Annotated in this window: 24 protein-coding genes; 15 read left to right on the forward strand and 9 right to left on the reverse strand. The window is 76.1% G+C overall.

Going from position 1 to position 21,912, the window contains the following annotated elements; all coding sequences use genetic code 11:
* Positions 1-77 precede the first annotated feature (77 nt).
* Together FJQ57_RS22720 and FJQ57_RS20390 are read left to right on the forward strand one after the other, a co-directional pair.
* Positions 78-218 carry a hypothetical protein gene (locus FJQ57_RS22720; protein WP_170219534.1) on the forward strand — a complete coding sequence of 47 codons (141 nt, stop codon included), beginning with the start codon at positions 78-80 and terminating at the stop codon, positions 216-218.
* Between the two features lies 1 nt (position 219).
* Positions 220-708: a hypothetical protein gene (locus tag FJQ57_RS20390; protein ID WP_139983915.1), complete on the forward strand. Its 489-nt coding sequence runs from the start codon at positions 220-222 to the stop codon at positions 706-708.
* Between the two features lie 2 nt (positions 709-710).
* On the opposite strand, the gene FJQ57_RS20395 is transcribed toward FJQ57_RS20390, so the two are convergent.
* The 3 genes from FJQ57_RS20395 to FJQ57_RS20405 all read right to left on the reverse strand — a co-directional run bounded on the left by FJQ57_RS20395 (position 711) and on the right by FJQ57_RS20405 (position 2,941).
* Complete coding sequence (locus FJQ57_RS20395; protein WP_139983917.1) at positions 711-1,694, reverse strand: 5'-3' exonuclease; 984 nt, start codon at positions 1,692-1,694, stop codon at positions 711-713.
* A gap of 119 nt (positions 1,695-1,813) precedes the next feature.
* Positions 1,814-2,728 carry an SDR family NAD(P)-dependent oxidoreductase gene (locus FJQ57_RS20400; RefSeq protein WP_139983919.1) on the reverse strand — a complete coding sequence of 305 codons (915 nt, stop codon included), beginning with the start codon at positions 2,726-2,728 and terminating at the stop codon, positions 1,814-1,816.
* 9 nt (positions 2,729-2,737) lie between these two features.
* Positions 2,738-2,941: a hypervirulence associated TUDOR domain-containing protein gene (locus FJQ57_RS20405; protein ID WP_139983921.1), complete on the reverse strand. Its 204-nt coding sequence runs from the start codon at positions 2,939-2,941 to the stop codon at positions 2,738-2,740.
* 56 nt (positions 2,942-2,997) lie between these two features.
* Between FJQ57_RS20405 and FJQ57_RS20410 the strand changes: the two genes are divergently transcribed.
* The 3 genes from FJQ57_RS20410 to FJQ57_RS20420 all read left to right on the forward strand — a co-directional run bounded on the left by FJQ57_RS20410 (position 2,998) and on the right by FJQ57_RS20420 (position 6,420).
* The gene (locus tag FJQ57_RS20410) at positions 2,998-3,873 is read left to right on the forward strand and encodes an SDR family NAD(P)-dependent oxidoreductase (RefSeq protein WP_139983923.1); all 876 of its coding nucleotides are present in this window, start codon (positions 2,998-3,000) and stop codon (positions 3,871-3,873) included.
* A gap of 4 nt (positions 3,874-3,877) precedes the next feature.
* Complete coding sequence (locus FJQ57_RS20415; protein WP_139983925.1) at positions 3,878-5,437, forward strand: RecQ family ATP-dependent DNA helicase; 1,560 nt, start codon at positions 3,878-3,880, stop codon at positions 5,435-5,437.
* Between the two features lie 167 nt (positions 5,438-5,604).
* Complete coding sequence (locus FJQ57_RS20420; RefSeq protein ID WP_139983927.1) at positions 5,605-6,420, forward strand: sigma-70 family RNA polymerase sigma factor; 816 nt, start codon at positions 5,605-5,607, stop codon at positions 6,418-6,420.
* Positions 6,421-6,550: 130 nt separating this feature from the next.
* On the opposite strand, the gene FJQ57_RS20430 is transcribed toward FJQ57_RS20420, so the two are convergent.
* Positions 6,551-8,356, reverse strand: coding sequence for a 4-alpha-glucanotransferase (locus tag FJQ57_RS20430; RefSeq protein WP_139983931.1), 1,806 nt, complete (start codon positions 8,354-8,356; stop codon positions 6,551-6,553).
* A 76-nt stretch (positions 8,357-8,432) separates the two neighbouring features.
* Here FJQ57_RS20430 and FJQ57_RS20435 point away from each other — a divergent pair, with 76 nt between their 5' ends.
* Positions 8,433-8,705 (forward strand): DUF7218 family protein, encoded by a 273-nt coding sequence (locus tag FJQ57_RS20435; RefSeq protein ID WP_139983933.1) that lies wholly within the window; start codon positions 8,433-8,435, stop codon positions 8,703-8,705.
* A 951-nt stretch (positions 8,706-9,656) separates the two neighbouring features.
* On the forward strand, positions 9,657-10,178 hold the full coding sequence (locus FJQ57_RS20440) for an HNH endonuclease signature motif containing protein (protein ID WP_139983935.1): 522 nt from the start codon (positions 9,657-9,659) through the stop codon (positions 10,176-10,178).
* A 364-nt stretch (positions 10,179-10,542) separates the two neighbouring features.
* On the opposite strand, the gene FJQ57_RS20445 is transcribed toward FJQ57_RS20440, so the two are convergent.
* Positions 10,543-11,448 (reverse strand): alpha/beta fold hydrolase, encoded by a 906-nt coding sequence (locus tag FJQ57_RS20445; protein WP_139983937.1) that lies wholly within the window; start codon positions 11,446-11,448, stop codon positions 10,543-10,545.
* A gap of 114 nt (positions 11,449-11,562) precedes the next feature.
* Between FJQ57_RS20445 and FJQ57_RS20450 the strand changes: the two genes are divergently transcribed.
* From FJQ57_RS20450 to FJQ57_RS20475, 6 genes are read left to right on the forward strand one after another with little or no spacing between them, the layout of a single operon-like run.
* Positions 11,563-12,687, forward strand: coding sequence for a glycosyltransferase family protein (locus FJQ57_RS20450; RefSeq protein ID WP_170219535.1), 1,125 nt, complete (start codon positions 11,563-11,565; stop codon positions 12,685-12,687).
* A complete protein-coding gene (locus tag FJQ57_RS20455; RefSeq protein WP_246081940.1) occupies positions 12,684-13,751 on the forward strand; it encodes a glycosyltransferase family 4 protein in 1,068 nt (355 codons plus the stop codon). The genes FJQ57_RS20450 and FJQ57_RS20455 overlap by 4 nt, the downstream gene beginning before the upstream one ends.
* Positions 13,748-14,752 carry a glycosyltransferase gene (locus FJQ57_RS20460; protein WP_139983939.1) on the forward strand — a complete coding sequence of 335 codons (1,005 nt, stop codon included), beginning with the start codon at positions 13,748-13,750 and terminating at the stop codon, positions 14,750-14,752. The genes FJQ57_RS20455 and FJQ57_RS20460 overlap by 4 nt, the downstream gene beginning before the upstream one ends.
* The gene (locus FJQ57_RS20465) at positions 14,749-15,582 is read left to right on the forward strand and encodes a glycosyltransferase family 2 protein (protein WP_139983941.1); all 834 of its coding nucleotides are present in this window, start codon (positions 14,749-14,751) and stop codon (positions 15,580-15,582) included. Before FJQ57_RS20460 ends, FJQ57_RS20465 begins: the two co-directional genes overlap by 4 nt.
* 33 nt (positions 15,583-15,615) lie before the next feature.
* On the forward strand, positions 15,616-15,831 hold the full coding sequence (locus FJQ57_RS20470) for a hypothetical protein (RefSeq protein WP_139983943.1): 216 nt from the start codon (positions 15,616-15,618) through the stop codon (positions 15,829-15,831).
* An 18-nt stretch (positions 15,832-15,849) separates the two neighbouring features.
* Entirely contained in the window at positions 15,850-16,758 is a 909-nt protein-coding gene (locus FJQ57_RS20475; RefSeq protein ID WP_139983945.1) for an alpha/beta hydrolase, read from the forward strand.
* A 2-nt stretch (positions 16,759-16,760) separates the two neighbouring features.
* Here FJQ57_RS20475 and FJQ57_RS20480 read toward each other — a convergent pair whose 3' ends face one another.
* Entirely contained in the window at positions 16,761-18,017 is a 1,257-nt protein-coding gene (locus tag FJQ57_RS20480) for an MFS transporter (protein ID WP_246081941.1), read from the reverse strand.
* A 92-nt stretch (positions 18,018-18,109) separates the two neighbouring features.
* On the opposite strand from FJQ57_RS20480, the gene FJQ57_RS20485 reads away from it, so the two are divergent.
* Complete coding sequence (locus FJQ57_RS20485) at positions 18,110-18,979, forward strand: LysR family transcriptional regulator (RefSeq protein ID WP_139983949.1); 870 nt, start codon at positions 18,110-18,112, stop codon at positions 18,977-18,979.
* An 83-nt stretch (positions 18,980-19,062) separates the two neighbouring features.
* On the opposite strand, the gene FJQ57_RS20490 is transcribed toward FJQ57_RS20485, so the two are convergent.
* From FJQ57_RS20490 to aqpZ, 3 genes are all read right to left on the reverse strand, one after another.
* A complete protein-coding gene (locus tag FJQ57_RS20490; RefSeq protein ID WP_246081942.1) occupies positions 19,063-19,338 on the reverse strand; it encodes a GlsB/YeaQ/YmgE family stress response membrane protein in 276 nt (91 codons plus the stop codon).
* Positions 19,339-19,430: 92 nt separating this feature from the next.
* Positions 19,431-20,210 (reverse strand): EcsC family protein, encoded by a 780-nt coding sequence (locus FJQ57_RS20495; RefSeq protein ID WP_139983951.1) that lies wholly within the window; start codon positions 20,208-20,210, stop codon positions 19,431-19,433.
* Positions 20,211-20,341: 131 nt separating this feature from the next.
* Positions 20,342-21,082 carry an aquaporin Z gene (aqpZ, locus tag FJQ57_RS20500; protein WP_139983953.1) on the reverse strand — a complete coding sequence of 247 codons (741 nt, stop codon included), beginning with the start codon at positions 21,080-21,082 and terminating at the stop codon, positions 20,342-20,344.
* Positions 21,083-21,293: 211 nt separating this feature from the next.
* On the opposite strand from aqpZ, the gene FJQ57_RS20505 reads away from it, so the two are divergent.
* A complete protein-coding gene (locus FJQ57_RS20505) occupies positions 21,294-21,908 on the forward strand; it encodes a hypothetical protein (protein ID WP_211349223.1) in 615 nt (204 codons plus the stop codon).
* Positions 21,909-21,912 lie beyond the last annotated feature (4 nt).

The following is a 21,912-nucleotide window of genomic DNA, read 5'->3' on the forward strand; positions in this document are numbered from 1 at the left end:
CGACGAACCTAGGGCACCCGCCGGATGTCGCCCACGGGGGTGTCGAGGGAGCCCGCGCACCGCGCCACGGTGGAGGGATGACCACCACCCCCGAGAGCCCCGAGAGCCCCGCGAGCCCCGAGACCCCCGAGCACCCCGACACGGTGCCGAGCCTCGACCCGGACCAGCCGATGGCGGACCCGCAGACCCAGCCCGCCCCCGCGCCGGAGGGGGAGTGACATGAGCACCACCGCCGTCGTGTGGACCGTGGTCGGCGTCGTCGTCCTCCTCCTGGTGCTGGCGCTGCTGGCCGTCGCGCTGCGCCGGCGTCGTGAGCGTCGCCGCACCGAGCGGCTCGCCGCGGCCGAGGAGCTGCGTGGCACCGCGGCCGACCAGCAGGGGCACGTGGCCGCCGCGGCCCGGCGGGCCGAGGTCGCCGACCGCACCGCCGAGGACGCCCGGGCCCGCGCCGACCGCGCCGAGCACGCCGCCGCCGAGGCCCACCGCGACCTGGCCCGGGCCGAGGCCGAGCAGGAGGACGTCGTGCGCCGGGCCGACGACCTCGACCCGCGCGTCGACACGACCACCGACGACTACACCCCCGTCACCGGCCCCGGGATGAAGGCCAGCACCACCCGCGAGGCGACCCCTGGCTCGACCCCCGAGCCGACACCCGAGCCGACCGTCGAGCCCACCCGCGCGCCCTCGCACCGCGCCGACCCGTCGTAGGACTAGGACGGGTCGGCGGGGGTCGCCAGGACGCGCACGGCCAGCTCGGTCGTGTCGGGCCGGCCGAGGTGACCCACCACGTGGGCGACCCGGGCGGCGTCGACGGGCAGGCCGCCCGCCGTACCGGGACCCCCGGGGGCGGCGGGGTCGAGGGCGAGGTCGAGGTCGGTCTCGGCGGTCATCATCCGCCGGTTGAGGTCGAACTGGTCGCGCGCCTCCGGGGCTGCGAGCTTGCGCACCAACCCGGCGCCGACCCGGCGGCCGCCCGCCTCGAGGGAGAGGGAGTCGACCGCGGCCGCCACCGTGGCCCCGTCGGCGTGCTCGAGGTCGGCCCAGACCGCGTCCATCGAGCCCGCGGCCTCGAGCAGCAGTGCCGCCGACTTCTCGCCCACCCCGGACACGCCGGGCAGGTTGTCGCTGGCGTCGCCGCGCAGGGCGGCGTAGTCGAGGTACTGCGCGGCGTCGATGCCGTACATCGTGCGCAGCTTGCGCGGGTCGAGCAGCGGCGAGCCGTGGATGCCGCCGTCGATGAGCCGCAGCACCCGGGTGGCCGCGCTGATGTGGGCGAAGGAGTCGCGGTCGGAGGTGACCACGACGCACTGCCAGCCCTGCCGGGAGGCCCAGGCGGCCGCCGAGGCGGTGACGTCGTCGGCCTCGAGCCCGGCCGGTGTCACGCAGTGCAGGCCGGCGGCGGAGAGCATCGGCGCCGCCCGGTCGAGCTGCTCGACGAGCGTCTCGTCCTTCTCCCGCCGCCCGGCTTTGTACGCCGGGTAGGCCTCGGCCCGCCGGGAGGCCGTGCGGTCGTCGAACCCGAAGACGACCCGGTCGGGCGCGAACCGGTCGATGGCCTCCACGACCTGGCGCAGCATGCCGTGCAGCGCCCAGGCCGGCCGGCCACCCTGGTCGCGGAGGTCGGACCCGGCCCGGGCGTGGTGGTTGCGGTGCAGCAGGCCGGGCGCGTCGACGACGAGCACGACCCGGTCCACGACGCGCGATCCTACGGGCCCCTCACCCCAACGGACCGTCGCTCTCCGGGTGTCCACCCTGGGCGGGGGCCGGTGGCACCGTCGAGGGCCTCATGAGCCTCCCGACCCGCGTCGCCCCGTCAGCCCCGCCAGCGGGCTCGACCGCCGCGCCGCAACCGACCGGCGAGGGTCCAGCCGCCACGCAGCCGCTCGGCCCCCGGCCGAGCGCGGAAGACGTTGCCCTCGTCGTCAGCCGAGCGCGGGCCCCGCAGCACGGCCTGGTCGACCATCGGCCCGACCAGCAGGTCGTAGACCGCCGGCAGGCCGCGGAAGCCCGCCACGGCGAGCAGGTTGACCGGGCCGACGTGGTCGGCGCGGCGCGGGTGGTCGAGGCGCTTGACCACGGCCTCGGCGACCCGCTCGGGCGAGACCACCGGCGGCGGCGCCGAGCCCGCTCGGCCGGCGTACGTCGCGGCCTGGCGGTAGATCGGGGTGTCGACCGCGCCCGGCAGCACCAGGCTGACGTCGACGCCGCGCTCGTGCCGCACCTCGGTCTGCAGCGTGCGCACGAGGCCGAGCTGGCCCCACTTGGCCGAGCAGTAGGCGCCCATCGAGGGCACCGCGATCTCGGCCAGCAGCGAGCTGACCACGACCAGCGACCCGCCGCCGGCCTCGCGGAAGCGGGGGAGCACGGCGCGGGCCAGGTGGGCGGTGCCGTCGACGGCGACGTCGACCAGCCGGCGCAGCACCTCGGGCGGCACCTGCTCGACGGTGCCGTAGGCCATCGCCTGGGCGGTGGTCACCGCCCCGTCGACCTGGCCGTACGCCGCCACGCCGGCCGCCACCGCCCGCTCGACGGCCTCGGCGTCGGTGACGTCGGCCGCGGCGACCACGGCGGGGCCGGGCAGCTCGTCGGCCACGGCGCGCAGACGTGCCTCGTCACGGGCGACCAGCACGAGCCGGTCGCCGCGGGCGCTCAGCAGGTGGGCCGTGGCCAGGCCGATGCCGCTGCTGGCGCCGACGACCACGACCGACCGGGGAGAGGTCAGGGCCACCGGAGGCCCTCAGTCCTTCTCCAGCGTCGACTCCTTGTGGGCCGCCTTCGACCCCGACTTCTCCGACTCGACGATCCAGTAGGGCTCGTCGTCGCTCGCCTTGAACTTCTGGCCGTCGTGCTGGAACTCCTTCGTCTTCTTCTCGACCGCCGTGCCCGTCGTCTTGCCCTGAGAGGTCTTCCAGTGGACCGTGTCGCCCTTGCTGATGCTCATGCCGTGGACGCTAGGTCCCCCCGGGGGGCCTTCGTCTCCACCCTTGCGGGGTCCCCGTGCTGACCCGGCTGCTGCCGGCCCTGCTGCCCTCCAGCCTGCCCTCGCTGCGCCGTCCCGGCCTGGTCGTGGTGGTGACCGGGGCCAGCAGCGGCATCGGTGAGGCGACGGCGCTCCGGGCCGCCTCGGAGAGCCACCACCTCGTGCTGGTCGCCCGCCGCCGGGAGGTCCTGGAGGAGGTCGCCGAGCGGTGCTGGCAGGCCGGCGCGGCCTCGGTCACGGTCGAGGCCGCCGACGTGGGCGACGACGACGCGATCGCCGGGGTCGTCGAGCGGACCGTGGCCCAGCACGGGCGCCTCGACGCGGTGCTGCACTGCGCCGGCATCGTGACCTACGGCCGCACCGAGGACGTCTCGGCCGACGACTTCGCCTCGGTCATCTCCACCAACCTCCTCGGCACGGCCACGGTGGCGCGCCACGTGGTGCCCGTGCTGCGCCGCCAGGAGAAGGGCGCGCTGGTCATCGTGGGCTCGCTCCTCGGCCACATCGCGATCCCCGAGATGACGCCGTACGTCGTGAGCAAGTGGGGCGTGCGGGCCCTGGCCCGCCAGCTGCAGGTCGAAAACGTCGACAAGCCCAACGTGCACATCAGCCACGTGTCACCGGGCAGCGTCGACACCCCGATCTACGACAACGCCCTCGACGACGCGGGCGGCGTCAACCAGCCGCCGCCGCCGACGATCAGCCCCGAGCGGGTCGCGCGGATCGTGCTCGACTGCGTGGGTCCGCGCATCCCGGGTACCGGCGGCGACGTGCAGACCTCCCTGAGCAACTACGGCATCATGGCCGCCTACACGTTCGCCCCGTGGGCCTACGACCGCCTCGTCGGACCCGTCTTCGACGCCGTGTCGCGGCGCCGGGGCAAGGAGGACTGACCCGGTGTCCGACGGCATCCGCATCGCGGCCCGCCGCTTCGGCGTCGACCGCCCCCAGGACTGGCAGGTCGACGCCGTCCGCGCCGCGGTCGGCGGGCGCGACGTGCTCGTGGTCGCGCCGACCGGCGGCGGCAAGTCGCTGGTCTACCAGCTCGCCGGGATCGAGCGTGACGGCTGGACGCTGGTCGTCTCGCCCCTGCTGGCCCTGCAGGCCGACCAGGTCGAGCACCTGGAGGCCGCCGGCCTGACCGCGGCCCGGTTGAGCTCGGCCGAGGGCAAGCGCCGGCGCCGCGAGGTGCTGGACGCAGTGGCCGACGGCTCGCTCGACGTGCTCCTGGTCGCCCCCGAGCAGCTCGCGGGCGCCCTCGGCGACGAGCTGGCCCAGCACCCGCCGGGCCTGGTCTGCGTCGACGAGGCGCACTGCGTCTCGGAGTGGGGCCACGACTTCCGTCCCGACTACCTCCGCCTCGGCGCCCTCGTGCGCCGCCTCGGCGGCGACGCCCCCGTCATCGCGATGACCGCGACGGCCGCCCCGCCGGTGCGCGCGTCGGTGGTCGAGCGGCTCGGGCTCGACGACCCGCTCGTGGTCAGCACCGACCTGCAGCGGCCCAACCTGCGCTACGCCGTGGAGCAGGTGCCCGACCGCGACCGGCAGCTGGCGGCCGTGCTGGCCCGGGTCGACGCCGAGCCCGCCGGGTCCGCGGTGCTGGTCTACGCCCGCACCCGCCGCTCCACCGAGGAGGTCGCGGCGGCCCTGCGCGACGCCGGCCGCGACGCCGAGCACTTCCACGCCGGGCTCGGGACCAGGGCCCGGGCCGACGTGCAGCGGCGGTTCATGGCGGGCGAGCTCGACGTGCTCGTCGCGACGTCCGCGTTCGGCATGGGCGTCGACAAGGCCGACGTGCGCCTGGTCGTGCACGTCGAGGCGCCGCCGTCGCTCGACGACTACGTGCAGGAGACCGGGCGCGGGGGTCGCGACGGCGACGAGGCCGGCGTGCTGCTGGTGCACCGGCCCGAGGACCTCTCGCTGGGCCGGTTCTTCGCCGCCGGCGTGCCGCGGCGCGGCTCGGTGGAGAAGGTGCTGGCCGCCCTGCGCGACGGCGCCGACCCCGCCGACCCGGCCGCGGTCGCCGAGGCCACCGGGCTCGGCCGCCAGGCCGCGCAGCGGGTGCTCAACCTGGTCGACCTCCTCGACCCGGAGGAGGAGCGGACGGTCGCGGCCGTCCGCGAGAAGGCCGAGGCCCGGCAGCGGCTCGAGCGCAGCCGCGTCGACCTCGTGCGGGAGTACGCCGACACGCAGCGGTGCCGGTCGGCGTACCTGCTGGGCTACCTGGGCGAGCAGGTCGACCGCTGCGGCACCTGCGACAACTGCGAGGCCGGCGTCGCCGCCGAGGAGCACGCCGACGACTCGCTCGGCGCGGCCTCGCTCGAGCACCCGACCTTCGGCCACGGCACGGTCGTGGAGACCGAGGACGACCGGGTGACCGTGCTGTTCGAGGAGGCCGGCTACAAGACGCTCGCGCGCGACGTCGTCGAGGACCGCGACATGGTCGCGGAGGCCTGAGGCCGCACTTTCACCCCTCCGCAGGAGGCCCCCGGGCCCCGCTCACCCGCCCGGAGGGGTTCGGGGCGCGCGGGCACCGGCCTACGGTCGAGGAACCGCCTCGACCCCGTGTGCCGCCCTCCGTGCGCCCGGTGGATCGGGACCCGACACACCTTTTTCGGAGGGTCATGCCTGTCTGCCCGCACGACGACCGCGCGCTGTCCCGCGAGGAGCGATCCCGCCGCACGGCGGAGCTCCTGGTCCGGGCCCGGTCCACCGCGGACGCCGCCGAACGGCAGGACGTGCTGGGCGAGGTCGTGGTCCTCAACCGACGCGTCGCCGACGCGGTCGCCTCCCGCTACCGCGACCGGGGCGTGCCGCTGGAGGACCTCCAGCAGGCGGCGTACGAGGGGCTGGTCAAGGCCGTGCAGCGCTACGACGCCGAGCGCGCCGAGGACCTGCTGACCTTCGCCGTGCCGACGATCCGCGGCGAGGTGCAGCGGCACTTCCGCGACCGGTCCTGGATGGTGCGCCCGCCCCGCCGCGTGCAGGAGCTGCAGCAGCGGCTCAACGCCACGATCTCCCGCATGGCCTCCGAGCTCGGCCGCGAGCCCGAGGACGCCGAGGTCCGGGCCGAGCTCGACCTCGGAGCCGGGGAGTACGCCGAGGTCGTCTCGGCGTTCGGCTGCTTCTCCCCGCCCAGCCTCGACCGGCCGGTCGGGCCGTCGGGCGCCGGCGACGACGTGGGCTCGACGCTCGGCGAGCTCATCGCCGACGACCGCGAGGACGAGCTGGCCGCCGAGGCCCGCTGCATGGTCGGCCCGGCGTTCGCCGGGCTCGGCGTGCGCGACCAGCGGCTGCTGTTCCTGCGGTTCTGGGAGCAGCGCTCGCAGCGCGAGATCGGCGACGAGCTGGGGCTGACCCAGACCCAGGTCTCGCGGCTGCTGGAGCGGGTGCTGCGCGACCTGCGGCGGGTCGTGCTGCCGGAGGTCTCGGCGGCCTGAGCGCCCGCCTCCGGTCAGTGGGGCTGGACCGGCGGGTCGTCGGCCTCGGGCGGGACGCCCGGGTCCTCACCCGGCTGGACGGGGTCGAGGTCGGGCTCGGTGGCGGGCGTGGGCTCGTCGGGCGCGGTGGTCATGGGCGGGAGGTACCCGTTGCCGGCCCGGTCACCGCGGCCGCCTCGAGCAGGGCCCGTGGGCCGGGGTGCGCGGCCAGCTCGTCGACGGGCACGGGCAGCGGCACGGTCCAGTTGGCGCGCTGGGTGACGTCGGTGCCGGGCACGTTGGGCCGACGCTCCTCGCCGACCGCGTCCTCCAGGGCGAACGACAGCAGCACCGACGGCGCCCGCCCGAGCTGGGCGTACGCCGCGGCGACCGCCTCGTCGACGGTCGCGCCGTCGGCCAGGCCGTCGCGCTGGAGCCGGCCCAGCAGCTCCTCACGGCCCGCGCGGACGTCGTCCTCGGCCATGTCGGAGGACGCCAGCTGGTCGTCGACGTCCGACCCGGTCCACAGCCCGGCCACGGTGGCCAGGTCGTGGGTGGTGACGGTGGCCAGCGACCCCTCGGGCCAGGTGGCCGGGTCGTCGTCCTCGAACCACAGCACGCGGTAGCCGAGGATGCGGCGCTCGGCCAGCGCCTCCCGCACGCCGTCCTCGACCGTGCCGAGGTCCTCACCGACGACGACGGCCTGCGCGCGGTGCGACTCCAGGCAGACGATGTCGAGCAGGTCGTCGGCGGGGTAGCGCACGTAGCAGCCCTCCTGCGGCCCGGCCTCCTGCGGGATCCACCACAGCCGGAACAGGCCCATCACGTGGTCGATGCGCAGGCCACCCGCGCCGGCGATCGTGGCGCGCACCGACTGCACGAACGGCTCGTAGTCGGCCGCCCGCAGCCGCCACGGCACGAACGGCGGTGACCCCCAGTCCTGGCCGACGGAGTTGAGGGCGTCGGGCGGTGCGCCGACGGTCACCCCGTCGGCCATCACGCCCTGCCACGCCCACGCGTCGGCCCCGCCGCCGGAGACGCCGACCGGGAGGTCCTGCACCACCGTCAGGTCGCCGGTGGCCTCGGCCAGCTGCTCGGCCAGCCGCCACTGCAGCCAGGCGTGGAACGACACGTCGTCGGCGAGCTCGGACCGCACCCGGCCGGCCGCCTCCCCGCGCGGGTCGTGCAGCTCGGCGGGCCAGGTGTGCCAGTCCGCGCCGTGCTCGGCTGCCAGCACCGACCAGGTCGCGAAGTCCTCCAGGGCCTCGCCCTGCTCGGCCCGCCAGGTCGTGAAGCCCTCGTCGCCGGCCCCGTGCTCGTCGTACCTGGCGCGCAGGAGGCGCAGCTTGAAGGTCCAGGCTGCGTCGCGGTCGATGCCCTCGATCGGGGTCGCCGGCACCTCGTCGACGCGCAGGTAGACCGGGTTGCGGAAGCGCCGGGTCGCCGGGAGGTACGGCGAGGACTCCAGCGGCAGCACCGGCGCGACCGCGTGCAGCGGGTTGACCACGAGGAACCCGCCGCCGAGGTCCTCCGTCCACTCGCGCAGCGTCCGGAGGTCGCCCAGGTCGCCGACCCCGGCGCTGCGGGTCGACGTGGCGGCGTACAGCTGGACCGACCAGCCCCACTGCTGCTCCGGCGGCACCCAGCACTGGCCGGGGGAGACGACCAGGCGCCGCTCGCGGCCGTCGGTCGCGACGAGCACGTGGTAGCCGAACGGGAGGTCGTCGGGCACGACGTCGTCGAGGGTCGCCGTGCCGCCGCCCTCCAGCCGCACCTCGCCCCGGAGGCCGGTACGCCGGCCGCGGCGGGTCACCACCGGCGCCGTCTCCTCGAGGTCGGCGGGCGGCTCGCCCATCACGGCCCGCACCCGCTCGACCGTCGCCTCGGACACCTCGTGCGGCTCGTCGTCGGCGTCGATCCAGGTGCGCTGGACGGGGTCATCCACGGGACCAGTCATGGCGCATGGCTACCAGACACCCCCTCCACCCGTGTGGGGCATGCCCACCGCGCCTCGGCGTGGCTACCGTCGATCCATGCCCGCAGGGAAGAAGCCCGGACCCAGCGTCAAGGACCCCGACACCTACGAGGCGCTGCGCGACGAGGGCGCGAGCAAGGAGAAGGCGGCCCGCATCGCCAACGCCTCCGCCGCCGAGGGCAAGTCCACCGTCGGCCGCCGCGGCGGGAAGTCTCCCTCCTACGAGGAGTGGACGGTCAAGGACCTGCGCAAGCGCGCCGCCGAGATCGGCATCGACGGCCGCTCGTCGATGAAGAAGGACGAGCTCGTCGAGGCCCTCCGCAACCACTGACCGGCCGGCTGAGGACAGCGCCCGGCGCCTGTCCTCAAGGCCGCCGCAGCCGGAAGTCCACCTCACCCAACGGTGGTCGAGGAGGGCGCCCCGCGCCCGTCTCGAGGCCACTCCACAGGACCCTCCACAGCATCGAACACGTCGGCGATAACTGTCCGTGGTCACGTCTATGTTGTTCAACGTGACCAGCAGCCGCCTCCTCGACCCGGCCCTCGCCGCCGTGGCCGACGCGCTGGGTGGTCAGCGGAGGATGGAGGTCGCGACGTTGGTCGCGGTGCTGGACTGGTGCGCGGCTCATGAGGTGTCGGAGGCCGAGGCGTCGGTCAACACGATGACCCCCGGGCTGCAGCTCGGCGGGCCGGGGTGTCCGTGGGTCAGCGAGTTCGACGCCCACGACCTGGCCTGCGTCCTCGGCCGCTCGCCCGACTCGTGCGCGGTGTACGTCGGCAACGCGCTCGTGCTGCGCCACCGCCTCCCGCGCCTGTGGGCCAGGGTGGTCGGGTTGGAGGTGCCGTTGTGGAAGGGCGTTCCGCATCGCCGAGCAGACCCAGCGGCTCCCCATGGCGGGCGCCGCGGAGGTCGACCGCGCGCTCGCACCGACCGCGCATTCCTGCACGTTCGCCCAGGCCGACCGCACCGTCACCGCCGCGCTCGCCGCCCACTGTCCCGACGAGGTGGAGCGCCGGCGGCTGGCGGCCCTGGAGCACCGGCGGTTCGACGTCCACCTCGACCACGTCCGTTCGATCGACGGCACCGTCGAGGTCACCGGCACGCTCGACCTGGCCGACGCGGTCGACCTCGACACCGCGCTCGCCGGCGTCGCGGCCCAGCTCGGCGCCCTGGGGTCGACCGAGTCGTGGGACGCCCGCCGCGCCCTCGCCGTCGGCGAGATCGCCCGCGCCCAGCTCGCGCTCGACCTCGAGGTCGGCAGCACCACGGGGTGTGGTGACGGTGTACGCGCATCTGCGCTCGGACTCCGACGTCGTCGAGACCGCCGGCTCCACCATCACCACCGAGCAGCTCGCCGCCTGGTGCCGCGCCCCCGGCACGAAGGTCACCGTGAAGCCGGTCGTCGACCTCCCCGGCGGCGACCCCGCCGCCGCCCAGGCCCTGGCCGAGAGGGTCGCGGCCTGGCTCGACACCGACGCCCACGTCCGACCCGTCATCGACCTGTCCGCCGACCTGGCCAGCAGCGGCTACCAGCCGTCACCGACGTTGGCCGCGCAGGTCGACCTCCGCGACCGGCGCTGCGTGTTCCCCTACTGCAACCGACGCCGCACCGACCGCGACCACATCCGCCCCTACGACCCAGGCGGCGAGACCCGCTCGTCCAACCTCGCCCGGCTCTGCCGAGCCCACCACCGAGCCAAGACGCACTCCACCTGGCGCTACGTGCAGCTCCGACCCGGCGTATACCAGTGGCACAGTCCGGCCGGCGCGACGTACACCGTCGACCGCAGTCAGGAGCCCTGACCACCCCGCCCCGCACCCCGCCCACCGTCAGGCGAGCGGGGCCGTCGGCCTGCGCCCGACCCCACGGTGGTCGAGGAAGGCCGCCTGGCGGCCCGTCTCGAAACCACTCGCCGCAGCAGAGGTCGAGTGGCCTCGAGACGGGCCTGGCGGCCCTCCTCGACCACCGTGTTGCCCGGCCCCGACCCGGCCCGACCCCACGGTGGTCGAGGAAGGCACGCCTGGCGGCCTGTGTCGAAACCACTCGCCGCAGCAGAGGCACCCCCGCCGACGTTCCGCCGGACGTGCCGGGCGCTGCTGCGGCACCGCGGGCGTGCTCGCCCTCGCGCTGGGTCCCGAGGTCGAGCGGGGCGACCCGCACACGCGGCTACGCGGTGCCCTGGCCCGACCACCCGCCGGCGCCCGTGACCGCCTCGGCCACCGTCCGGGCCGCGTCGGGGGCGAACAGGATCGTGTAGTGGTTGGTGCCCTCGACCTCGACCACGGTGAGGGCGTCGACCTCGGCGGCGTACCGCGCGACGGCGTCGGCGGGGAGCAGGCCGGGCGGGTCGCCGAACATGCCGCCGGGCGCGGTGAGCAGCACGGTCGGTGCGGTCAGGCCGCGCAGGGCCGCGTCGAGGCGGTCGCCGAGGGTGAGCAGGTCACGGCCGTCGGCGCGCACCGCGGCCTCGACGGCGCGCGAGCGGACCCCGTCACCGACCGGCAGGGCGTCGTAGCGGGCGTAGGTCTCGACGTCGTCGTTCCACGACGCGGCGAGGGCGGGGTGGGCGCGGAAGACGTCGACGTAGGCCTCCTCGTCGGCGAAGACCTGGCTCAGCCGCTGCAGGGCGGGGCCGAGGGTGGCATCGAGCACCGCGTCGGGGTCGGCGCCGGGCGGCACCGGGAGCGGCACCGCGCCGTCGACCAGCACGACCCGCTCGAAGGCGCGAGGAGCGGCGGCCGCGGCCAGCGTCGCGACGTAGGCCCCCATCGAGTGGCCCAGCAGCACCCCACACCCCACCGTCCGGGCGACGGCGAGCACGTCGTCGGCGTGCCGGCCGAGTCCGCCCGGCGGCAGGTCGCGCGAGGCGCCACGGCCGCGCAGGTCGACCGCCACCAGCGCCCAGTCGTCGGGCAGGGCCCGCGCCACCGCGGGCCAGGCGCGGGAGGAGGCGGTGATGCCGTGCACGGCGAGCACGGTCCGCGACGGCGGAGCACCGGCGGCGCCGTACCGGAAGGCCGCGAGGACCTCCCCGTCGACGGGCACCTCGAGCGGCAGCGGGGAGTCGGTCACCCCCTCATCCTGCCCCGGCCGCACGGGTGATCCGGCCCCATGGGGCTGAGCCCCCTCCCGCACAGTCACCTGTGGGGGTGATCGTGAGTCGGAGGCCCCTGGGTACCCAGCCACGTGACCTCCGCCGTCGCGCGCCCGCGCACCCTCACCGTGGCCTCCGTGCCCACGGGCCACGTCTACGTGCGCCACCTCGACCCTGCCGACGAGGCCCCGTCGGTCGTCCGCCTCGACGACCCCCCGCCCCGCGGCGTACGACGCCCGGCGGCGGGCCAGTGGTGGCCGCCGGCCGTGCTCGACGCGGCGTGGGTGGAGGCGCACGCGCACGAGGTCGACCTGGCCCACCTGCACTTCGGGTTCGACGCGCTCGACCCGGCCGACCTGCGCACCTGGACCGAGGCGCTGCGCGCCCACGGCGTGCCGCTCGTGCAGACCGTGCACGACCTGCGCAACCCGCACCACCACGACCGGGCCGCCCACGACGCCCACCTCGACGTGCTGGTGCCGTCCGCCGACGCGCTGGTCACGCTCACCCCCGGCGCGGCCGCGGAGATCCGCGCCCGCTGGGGCCGCGAGGCCACCGTCGTCCCGCACCCGCACGTGGTGCCGCTCGACACCATGCGCCGCGTCCAGTCGATGCGCGGGGTGCGCTCGCTGGCCCACGGGGAGCGGCCGTTCCGGGTCGGCCTGCACCTGAAGAGCCTGCGCGCCTCGATGGCCCCCGAGCGCGTCCTTCCCGTCCTCGTCGAGGCCGTCGCCGCCCTCCCGGGCGCCGTGCTGCAGGTCAACGCCCACCGTGACGTCCTCGCCCCCGACGGCCTGCGCCACGACCCGGCGCTGGCGGCCATGGTCCGCGAGCACGCCGAGGCCGGGCGCCTCGAGCTGCACGTCCACGACTACCTCAGCGACGAGGCGCTGTTCGACTACCTCGCGGGCCTCGATGTCTCCGTGCTGCCCTACCGCTTCGGCACCCACTCCGGCTGGCTGGAGGCCTGCCGCGACGTCGGCACCACCGTCGTCGCACCGTCCTGCGGCTACCTCGGCGAGCAGGGCCCGGTGCTGACCTACGTCCACGAGGAGGACACCTTCGACGCCGCGTCCCTGGCCGAGGCCGTCCGCACCGCCTGGACCGAGCGCCCCGACCTCGGCGCCACCGTCGAGGACCGCCGCCACCAGCGCCGCGCCGTCGCCGCGGCCCACGAGGCCGTCTACCGGTCGGTGGTCGGGGAGGGCGGCGCGTGAGGATCTGCGTCGTCGCATCCAGCCGCTTTCCGATCGCCGAGCCGTTCGCGGGCGGCCTCGAGGCCATGACCCACGGCCTGACGCGCGAGCTCGTCCGCCGCGGGCACGAGGTGACGTTGTTCGCCGCCCCCGGGTCCGACCCGAGCCTGCCGGTGCACCACCTCGAGCCGGCCCGGTTCGAGGTCAGCAAGGCCGCGATGGCCGACGTCAACGCGCCGTCGTCGTCGGTGCTCACCGACCACCACGCCTACCTCGACCTGATGCTCCGGCTCCAGCGCACCGGCGCCGAGCGGTTCGACGTGGTGCACAACAACAGCCTCCACCACCTCCCGGTCGCCATGGCCCCGGCCGTGCCCGTCCCGATCGTCACCACCCTGCACACGCCCCCGCTGCCGTACGTCGAGTCGGCGGTCCACCTCGGCGCCGGCGCGTCGACGTTCGTGGCGGTCAGCGGTTCGACGGCCGCGGCGTGGTCGCACGTCGTGCCGAGCACGGTGGTGCCCAACGGCGTCGACCTGTCCCGCTGGCGGTTCGGCACCGGCGGCGGACCGGCCGTCTGGTCCGGCCGCCTGGTGCCCGAGAAGGCCCCGCACGAGGCCATCGACGCCTGCCGCCGCGCCGGTGTGCCGCTCGTGCTCGTCGGCCCCGCGCACGACCCGCGCTACTACGAGCGCGAGGTCGCGCCGCGCCTGGGCCGCGGTGTCGAGTACCGCGGCCACCTCGACCACTCCGAGCTCGCCCACCTGCTGCGCCGCGCCTCGGTCGCCCTGGTCACCCCGGCCTGGGACGAGCCCTACGGCCTCGTCGCCTCGGAGGCCATGGCCTCGGGCACCCCGGTCGCCGGGTACGCCCGCGGCGGCCTGCCCGAGGTCGTCGGCACCGACGGCGGCGTGCTGGTCGCACCGGGCGACGTGGTCGCGCTCGCGGGCGCGGTCCGCGAGGCGCGGGGCCTCGACCGCGCCGCCGTACGACGGCACGCCGAGCGCACCTGCTCGCTCGAGGTCATGGTCGACGGCTACGAGCGGGCCTACCGCGAGCTCGTGCACGGTCCGGTCGCCGCGTGAGCGGCGCCATCGGCTACTACGTCCACCACGTCGGCCGCGGCCACCTGCACCGCGCCACCGCGCTGGCCACCCACCTGGCGGCCACCGGGGGACCGGCGGTGACCGGGCTGTCCTCGCTTCCGCGGCCGGCGGACTGGCCGGGGGAGTGGGTGCAGCTCCCGCGCGACGACGACGGCCCCGCCGACGCGCTCAGCGGCACGACCGCCCGGGCCACCCTGCACTGGGCGCCGCTGCACCACGACGGCCTGCGCGAGCGCACCGCCGCGATCTCGGCCTGGATCGCCGCCGCCCGGCCCCGAGCCGTGGTGGTCGACCTGTCCGTCGAGGTCGGCCTGCTGGTGCGCCTGCACGGCGTGCCCGTCGTCGCCGTCGTCCTCCCGGGCCGCCGCGACGACCCCGCCCACCTCCTCGGCCTGGAGAACGCCGACGAGCTGGTCGCCTTCTGGCCCGCAGAGGCCCACGGGATGCTCCAGGGCGTCCCGCCGTCGGTGCGCGACCGGCTCCACACCGTCGGCGCCCTGTCCCGCTTCGCCACCGGCGCACCCGAGCCGCGCCCCGCCTCGCTCGGCGGTCCCCGTCACGCGGTCCTCCTGGTCGGCTCGGGCGGGCACCGCGCGATCGCCCCGGTGGACGGTGACGGCTGGCGCTGGACCACCCTCGGCGCCGGGCCCGGCGGATGGGTCGCCGACCCGCTCGCCATCCTCCGCACCGCCGACGTCGTGGTCACCCACGCCGGCCAGAACGCCGTGGCCGAGACCGCCGCCCTGCGCCTCCCGGCGGTCGTCGTCCCCCAGGACCGCCCGCACGAGGAGCAGCGCACCACCGCAGCCGTCCTCCGCGAGGGCCCGTGGCCCGCCCTGGTGCTCGACGACTGGCCCCGCGGCCCGGCGGCGACGCCGGCGCTCGACGAGGCCGCCGCCCTCGACGGTCGCCGCTGGGCCGAGTGGTGCGACGGCCGCGCGGTCGAGCGCTTCGCCGACGTCGTCCGCGGGGCCGCATGAGCCCGGCCGGCCCCACGGTCGGGGTCGTCACCATCGCCCGCGGCCGCCGCCACCACCTCGCCGGGCAGCACCGCAGCCTCGCCCTCGGCCGCCGGCGGCCCGAGCACTACGTCTGCGTCGCCATGGGCGACCCGGCCATCGGGCCCGCCGCCGACCACGGCCTGCAGCGCGACGTCGTGCGCATCGACGTGCCCGCCGAGGGGCTCCCGCTCGCCGCTGCGCGCAACCGCGGCGTGGCCGAGGTCGTGGCCCGCGGGGCCGACGTCGTGGTGCTCCTCGACGTCGACTGCCTGGCCGGGTTCTCCCTCGTGGCGGCCTACGCCGGCGCGGTGGCCGATCACCCCGACCGGCTGTGGTCGGGCCCGGTCACCTACCTGCCGCGCGACACCGTCGTCGACCACCCCGCCGAGCTCGCCGCCCTCGACCGCCCGCACCCGGCGCGCCCGGACCCGGGTCTCTGGGGGCGCGAGCGCTCGACCGACCCGCACCTGTTCTGGTCGCTGTCCTTCGCCACCTCTCCCGCGGCCTGGGAGCGCCTCGGCGGCTTCCACGAGGGCTACGTCGGCTACGGCGGCGAGGACACCGACCTCGGCCGCACCGCCGAGTCCGCCGGGGTGGAGCAGTGGTGGCTCGGGGCGGCCCGCGCCTACCACCAGCACCACCCGGTCAGCTCGCCGCCGGTGGAGCACCTCGAGGCCATCCTCCGCAACGGCGCGGTGTACGCCCAGCGCTGGGGCGAGTGGCCGATGACGGGCTGGCTGGAGGCGTTCGAGGAGCGCGGCTTGGTCCGTCGCACGCCGTCGGGCGGCTGGGTGGCGACCGGGGGATGACCCGATGGGAACAGGTGTTCTAATCTCGCTCCCATGCTGCCCCGCGCCGAGCACGTCTGGGTGACCGACGTGCAGGTGTGGGGCGACCGACGCGCGCCGGGGCTGCTGCTCGGGTGGGAGCGCGACCGCTCCGGCCGCTGGTTGGGCTGGGTGGTGGTGGCCCACCTCGGGGCCCAGCACGGAGGGCCCTACGTCTCGCAGCGCTGGGTGCCGTCCGAGGCCATCGTCCCGCGGGCGACGACGAGCTGACGCCGCTACGGTGCGGGCGTGCCCGAGACCCTCGCCGGTGACCACGCGTTCACGAGCCGCGGCACCACCTGCCGCGGCCGGCTCCACCGCCCGGCCGGGAGCGACGCGGCCGGGCGACGGTCCCGGCCCGCCGTCGTGCTCGGGCACGGCCTCGGCGGCACCGTCGCGATGCGCCTGGAGGCCTACGCCGAGCGCTTCGCCGCCGCGGGGTACGTCGCGCTCGCGTTCGACTACCGCCACTTCGGCACCAGCGACGGCGAGCCGCGCCAGCTGCTCTCGGTGCGCCGCCAGCTCGACGACTGGGGCGCGGCCATCGCCTCGGTGCGCGCCCTGCCCGACGTCGACGGCGAGCGGGTCGCGGTCTTCGGCAGCAGCTTCGGCGGCGGCCACGCGCTCACCCTGGCCGGCTCCGACCGACGCCTGGCCGCGGCCATCGCGCAGTGCCCCTTCACCGACGGCGTCGCCTCGACCCTGGCCGTGCCCCCGCTGACCGGGCTCGCGGTCACCACCGCAGCCGTGCGCGACCTGGCGCGCGCCGCGCGCCGCGCCGAGCCGGTCTACCTGCCCGCGGCCGCGGCCCCGGGCGAGACCGCGTTCATGAGCTCCCACGACGCGCTGGCCGGCATGACCGCCCTCGCGCCCGGCGGCGACGTCGATCGGCGCCTCACCGCGCGCTCGGCCCTGGAGGTCCTGCGCTACGCCCCGGGCCGGCACGCGCGCCGCATCGCCTGCCCCACCCTGGTCGCGCTGTGCGACGGCGACACCGTCGCCCCCGACCGGCCCGCGCTGCGCCAGGTCTCCCGCTCGCCGCGGGTCGAGGTGCGCGCCCACCCGGTCGGCCACTTCGACATCTACCTCGGCGAGCCCTTCGAGCGCGCCGTCGCGCAGTACGTCGAGTTCCTGCGCCGGCACGTGCCGGTCGACTGACCTCAGGCCGTCGCCGGCGTCGCGGTCGGCTCCGGGGCCAGCGGTGTCGTGCGCCGCAGGACGAGCGCCAGCCCGCCCGCGACGGTGAGCAGCGCCGCGGCCAGCGCGACGACGGCCGGCCAGGCCCCCACGCCCCAGGCGACGCCGGCCAGGCTGCCGAAGACCGACGAGCCCACGTAGTAGGCGAACAGGTAGTCCGCGGCGGCCGCCCCGCTCGACGCACGGCCCGCGTGCGCCCGCGCCGGGACCCACCCGCTGGCCACGCCGTGGACGGCGAAGAACCCGGCGCACAGCAGCGCCGTGCCACCGACGACCAGGACCAGGGAGTCCGGCAGGGTCAGCAGGACGCCCGCCAGGGCGAGGGCCGCCCCCACGGGCACGACCGCCCGCCGGCCCCACCGGTCGGCGGCGCGGCCCGCGACCACCGAGGAGGCCGTGCCGACGGCGTAGGTGAGGAAGACCAGGCTGGCCAGCCCGACGCCGAGCCCGAACGGCTCGGAGGTGAGGCGGAAGGAGACCAGGTTGAAGACCGCGACCATCGCCCCGACCGAGCACGCACCCACGGCGTACAGGGCGAGCAGTGCCGGGTCGGCCAGGGCCGAGCGCGGGGCCGTGGCGCTGCCGCGCGGCGCGCGAGGCACGAACCGGCGCGACGGGGGCAGGAGCAGCCGCACCGCGACCGCGCACGCCAGGGCGAGCAGTCCCGTCGCGGCCAACCCCCAGCGCCACCCGCCGAGGTCGGCCGCGCCGCCGGTGACCAGGCGGCCGGCCATGCCGCCGATCGCCGTGCCCCCGATGTAGACGCCCGCGGCCCGCGCGTGGGAGCCGGGGTGCAGCTCCTCGCGCAGGTACGACGTGGCGACGGCCGGCAGCCCGGCCAGCGTCACCCCGAGCAGCAGCCGCAGGGCGAGCAGGCTCGTCCAGCCCGGCGCGACGGCGCACAGCAGCGCCACGACCGCGGACGCGGCGAGCGAGGTGTGGACCAGCGGCGTCCGGCCGACCCGGTCGGAGAGGGGACCCGCGACCAGCAGCGCGAGCGCGAGCCCGACGGTGGTGAGGGAGACGGTGAGGGTCGCCGCGCCGCTCGAGACACCGAGGTCGGCGCTGATCTCGGGCAGCAGCGCCTGCGTGCTGTAGAGCAGGGCGAACGTGGCCAGGCCCGCGGCGAACAGGGCCGCCACCACCCGGCGGTACGCCGCCGAGCCCGGCGCGTGGCCGAGGTCGGCGGTGGCGGGGGAGGAGGCGGTCGTCGTGCTCACCGTCTCGACGATCCTCCGCGAGCCGCGATGCGTCCAATACATCACGGGCGCCCTCTCCATGCGTTGGGCGCATGAGCGTCTAGGCTGGCGGGGTGGACCTGCGCGACCTGGAGTGGCTGACCGTCCTGGCCGAGCACCGGCACGTCACCGACACCGCGGCCGTGCTCGGCACGACCCAGCCCACGCTGTCGCGGGCACTGGCCCGGCTCGAGGCCGACATCGGGGCTCGGCTGTTCGAGCGGGTGCCCGGCGGGGTCGTGCCGACGCCGGTGGGCGAGGTGGTGGTCGAGGCGGCCCGCGACCTGGTGCGCCGGCGCGACCGGCTGCGGGCCGAGGTCGCCGGGCTGGTCGACCCCGAGACCGGTGTGGTCCGGCTCGCGTTCCTCGACTCGATCTCGACCTCGCTCGTGCCCGGCCTGCTGCGTGACTTCCACGCCGCGGCGCCGCGGGTGCGGGTGGAGCTGAGCCAGGAGCCGGCCCACCACATGGTCGACGACCTCGACGCGGGCCGGGTCGACGTGGCGATCACCTCCGGGCCGCTGCCCGAGCGGGCCGGCTGGCACCCGCTGCAGGAGGAGCGGCTGGTGCTGGTCGTGCCGCCGCGGCACCGGCTGGCCGGGCGGCGCCGGGCCACCCTGGCCGAGGTCGCCGAGGACGAGCTGGTCACGACGCCGCCGGGGTTCGGGTTCACTACGTTGGTCGACGCGCTCTACCGCGAGGCCGGGTTCGCCCCGCGCATCTCCTTCGAGAGCCAGGACCTGGCCACCATCGAGGGCCTCGTCGCGGCCGGGCTCGGGGTCGCGGTCGTGCCCGAGCCGTTCGTCGGGCTCTCCGGGACGGTCGGGCTGTCCCTGCGGGCCGCCGGCGCCCGGCGCACCGTGGGGCTGGCCTGGCGGGGCGACCGTCCGCTCTCGGCCCCGGCCGAGCGGTTCCGCCGGTTCGTCGTCGAGCGGGGCGCGTGAACGCACGACTGCGCTGACCCCGGCCGGAGCCGGGGCCAGCGCAGCACTGGCAGGTGGGGGTGGAGCCGGGTCGTGCCGGGCGGTCAGTGCCGGCTGGAGACCGTCTTGTTCTTGCCCATGAAGCCCTCGACGACGCCGATCAGCAGCACGGCGGCGATGATCGCCACGACCGCGCCGATGATGTTGAGCTCGAAGATGTCACCGGTGCCGATGGCGGAGGCGATGACGCCGCCGATCACCGAGCCGAGGACGCCCAGCACGAGCGTGCCGAGGAGGCCGAGGTTCTGCCGGCCCGGCTTGATGAGGCGCGCGACAGCGCCGACGACGAGACCGAAGACGAGGAAACCGATGATGCCCATGCCTCATTGGTACTCCGGTCCGCGACCCCCCGCCTCACCCCCGCCGACGGGACGGGAGTGACGCTTGTGACATCGGCCCCTGCCGGGGCGGCCTAGCGGCGGGGCAGCGCGGCGGCCGCCTCACGACCCGTGCGCCGCGTGGCGCGGGCGTCGGCGAAGCCGCCGACGATGCCGCCGAACAGCGGCACCCGCTTGCCGACCGTGGTCGCGAGCTGCTTGCCGCCCATCATCCCGACGAGGGTCGCGGCCACCTCGGCGGTCACCTGGCGGGTCAGCGACCCGGCGGGGGCCTTGCGGTCCTCGGCGGTCTCCAGGCCCGCCCCGGGCTGGGCCGGCTCGACGGGCTCGACGCGCTCGACGGGCTCGACCGGCGGGAGCGTGCCCCGGCCGTTGTCGACCAGCCACCGCGCATCGCCGGGCAGGTCGCCGTCCTTGACGAGCTTGCGGGTGGCCTTGGTGCCGAGGAGCGTGACCAGGAGGGCGGCGCGGACGCCGTCGTCGTCGAGGTCGAGGCCGTGGAGGTGGGCGATCGCGGCGTGCAGCCGCAGCTGCACCATGACGATGCCGGCGACGTTGGCCGGGATGGTCACGGCGAGGGTGACCAGCCCGCCGACGTTGGTCAGGAAGCCCTGGGCGCCGGCGAGCCGGGTGTGGGAGTCGATGAGCTTGCCGACCGCCTTGTCGACATCGCCACCGGCGTCGGCCAGAGCGGCGTCGGCGACCTCGACGGCGCTGTCGAACGGCCCGCCGCCGGCGATGGCCCGGGCGAGGACCTTGTCGAGGAACGACTCGGTCTGGTCGGGCGCGATGCGGCCGATGCGCGGGACCGCGAGCTTGGCGCCCCGCTTGGTGACGGAGGACAGGAGACCCATGGGTGCAGCCTTTCGTGTCGGTTCGGTGCGCCGCTCCCTCCCGGGGGAGGCGACGGACGGGGAGACGGGAGCGGGGGCCGGGCGGCTCGGCGGAGCCTGCCCGACCCCCGCGGGTCCATCCGGGGTGGGCCTCAGGCGACCTGCGCCTCGGCGTGGTCGTCGCGCTCGGTCTGGCGCGAGCCGGTGATCGCGGCGTACGTCAGGCCGGCGATGGCGCCGCCGATGGTCGGCACGAGGAGGAAGACCCAGACCTGGGCCAGCGCGTCGGGCACGAACCAGGCCACCGCGAGCGAGCGGGCCGGGTTGACCGAGGTGTTGCTGACCGGGATCGAGACGAGGTGGATCGCGGTCAGGGCCAGGCCGATGGCCAGGGGGCCGAACCCGGCCGGGGCGAACCGGTCGGTCGCGCCGAGGATGACGTAGAGGAAGCCCGCGGTGAGCACGAGCTCGGCCACGACGACCGCGAGCAGGCTGTAGCCGGTGGGGGAGAGGTCGCCGTACCCGTTGGTGGCGAACCCGTCGTCGAGGGTGAACCCGTCGCGGCCCGAGGCGACCACGTAGAGCACGAGGGCGCCGAGCGACCCGCCGACGACCTGCGCGCCGACGTACGCCGGCACGTCGCGCCAGGCGAAGCGGCCGGCGGTGGCGAGGCCGACGGTCACGGCGGGGTTGAAGTGGCCGCCCGAGATGTGCCCGACGGCGTAGGCCATGGTGACGACGGACAGGCCGAAGGCCAGGGCCACGCCGGCGAAGCCGACCTGGTCGCCCGCGAGGACGGCGGTGCCGCAGCCCAGGAGCACCAGCCACGCCGTGCCCAGGGCCTCCGCCCCCGCTCGGTGCCCGATGGGGGGCGTCGCAGAGGTGCTGGTCATGAGGTTCCTCCTCGGATCCGGGCCCGGTGGATCCGGGCTTGCGGTGCATGGGTCGTGCTCGGCCCGCCGTCCGTCACGCCCGCCGTCGGGTGACGTCCCTCACCGGAAGTTCACCCCTTGGTTGATGGTTCAACGGCCGCGAGGTGCGGGACGTTTACAACGTAAGGGTCTGCGAGCCAGCGGGCCGTCAACCCTCAGGAAGAGGCGAGCAATGGCGCACGACACCCACGAACCCACCAGTGCGGCGGTCAACCCGACCCGCGGCGACCGGCGCGAGATCAAGCGACGGGAGGAGGAGCGCTTCGGCGGCATCAAGGTCGGCTGCGCGTTCTTCGGCTGGCTCACCGCGACCGGCATGGCGGTGCTCCTGACCGCCGTCGTCGCCGCGGTCGGCGCCGGCGTCGGCCTGGTCTCCAGCGCCTCCGAGGTCGTCGACGCGACCGGCGCGAGCAGTGAGGAGATCGGCTGGGCCGGGGTCGTCCTCGTCCTCGCCGTGGTCTTCCTGTCCTACTACTCCGGCGGGTACGTCGCCGGCCGGATGGCGCGCTTCGACGGCATCCGCCAGGGCCTCGCCGTCTTCGGCTGGTCGATCGTGGCCGCCGTGGTCGTCGCGGTCCTCAGCGCCGTCGCCGGCGCCAAGTACGACGTGCTCGACCAGCTCAACTCGTTCCCGCGCATCCCGTCCGACCTCGGTGACGTGACCCTGCAGGCGGGCATCGCGCTCGTCGGCGTCGTCGTGCTCGCCCTCGTCGGTGCCGCCCTGGGTGGTCTGGCCGGCATGCACTTCCACCGCAAGGTCGACCGCGCCGACCTCTCTGACGCCTGATCGA

It is taken from the genome of Nocardioides litoris, assembly GCF_006346315.1.
Lineage (GTDB): Bacteria > Actinomycetota > Actinomycetes > Propionibacteriales > Nocardioidaceae > Nocardioides > Nocardioides litoris.

What these genes read in the sequence shown, in the direction of transcription:
- FJQ57_RS22720 (WP_170219534.1), top strand. Translation starts at nt 78, where the DNA reads ATGACCACCACCCCCGAGAGCCCCGAGAGCCCCGCGAGCCCCGAGACC.
- FJQ57_RS20390 (WP_139983915.1), top strand. Translation starts at nt 220, where the DNA reads ATGAGCACCACCGCCGTCGTGTGGACCGTGGTCGGCGTCGTCGTCCTC.
- FJQ57_RS20405 (WP_139983921.1), bottom strand. Translation starts at nt 2,941, where the DNA reads ATGAGCATCAGCAAGGGCGACACGGTCCACTGGAAGACCTCTCAGGGC.
- FJQ57_RS20420 (WP_139983927.1), top strand. Translation starts at nt 5,605, where the DNA reads ATGCCTGTCTGCCCGCACGACGACCGCGCGCTGTCCCGCGAGGAGCGA.
- FJQ57_RS20430 (WP_139983931.1), bottom strand. Translation starts at nt 8,356, where the DNA reads ATGACTGGTCCCGTGGATGACCCCGTCCAGCGCACCTGGATCGACGCC.
- FJQ57_RS20435 (WP_139983933.1), top strand. Translation starts at nt 8,433, where the DNA reads ATGCCCGCAGGGAAGAAGCCCGGACCCAGCGTCAAGGACCCCGACACC.
- FJQ57_RS20465 (WP_139983941.1), top strand. Translation starts at nt 14,749, where the DNA reads ATGAGCCCGGCCGGCCCCACGGTCGGGGTCGTCACCATCGCCCGCGGC.
- FJQ57_RS20470 (WP_139983943.1), top strand. Translation starts at nt 15,616, where the DNA reads ATGCTGCCCCGCGCCGAGCACGTCTGGGTGACCGACGTGCAGGTGTGG.
- FJQ57_RS20490 (WP_246081942.1), bottom strand. Translation starts at nt 19,338, where the DNA reads ATGGGCATCATCGGTTTCCTCGTCTTCGGTCTCGTCGTCGGCGCTGTC.
- FJQ57_RS20495 (WP_139983951.1), bottom strand. Translation starts at nt 20,210, where the DNA reads ATGGGTCTCCTGTCCTCCGTCACCAAGCGGGGCGCCAAGCTCGCGGTC.
- aqpZ (WP_139983953.1), bottom strand. Translation starts at nt 21,082, where the DNA reads ATGACCAGCACCTCTGCGACGCCCCCCATCGGGCACCGAGCGGGGGCG.
- FJQ57_RS20505 (WP_211349223.1), top strand. Translation starts at nt 21,294, where the DNA reads ATGGCGCACGACACCCACGAACCCACCAGTGCGGCGGTCAACCCGACC.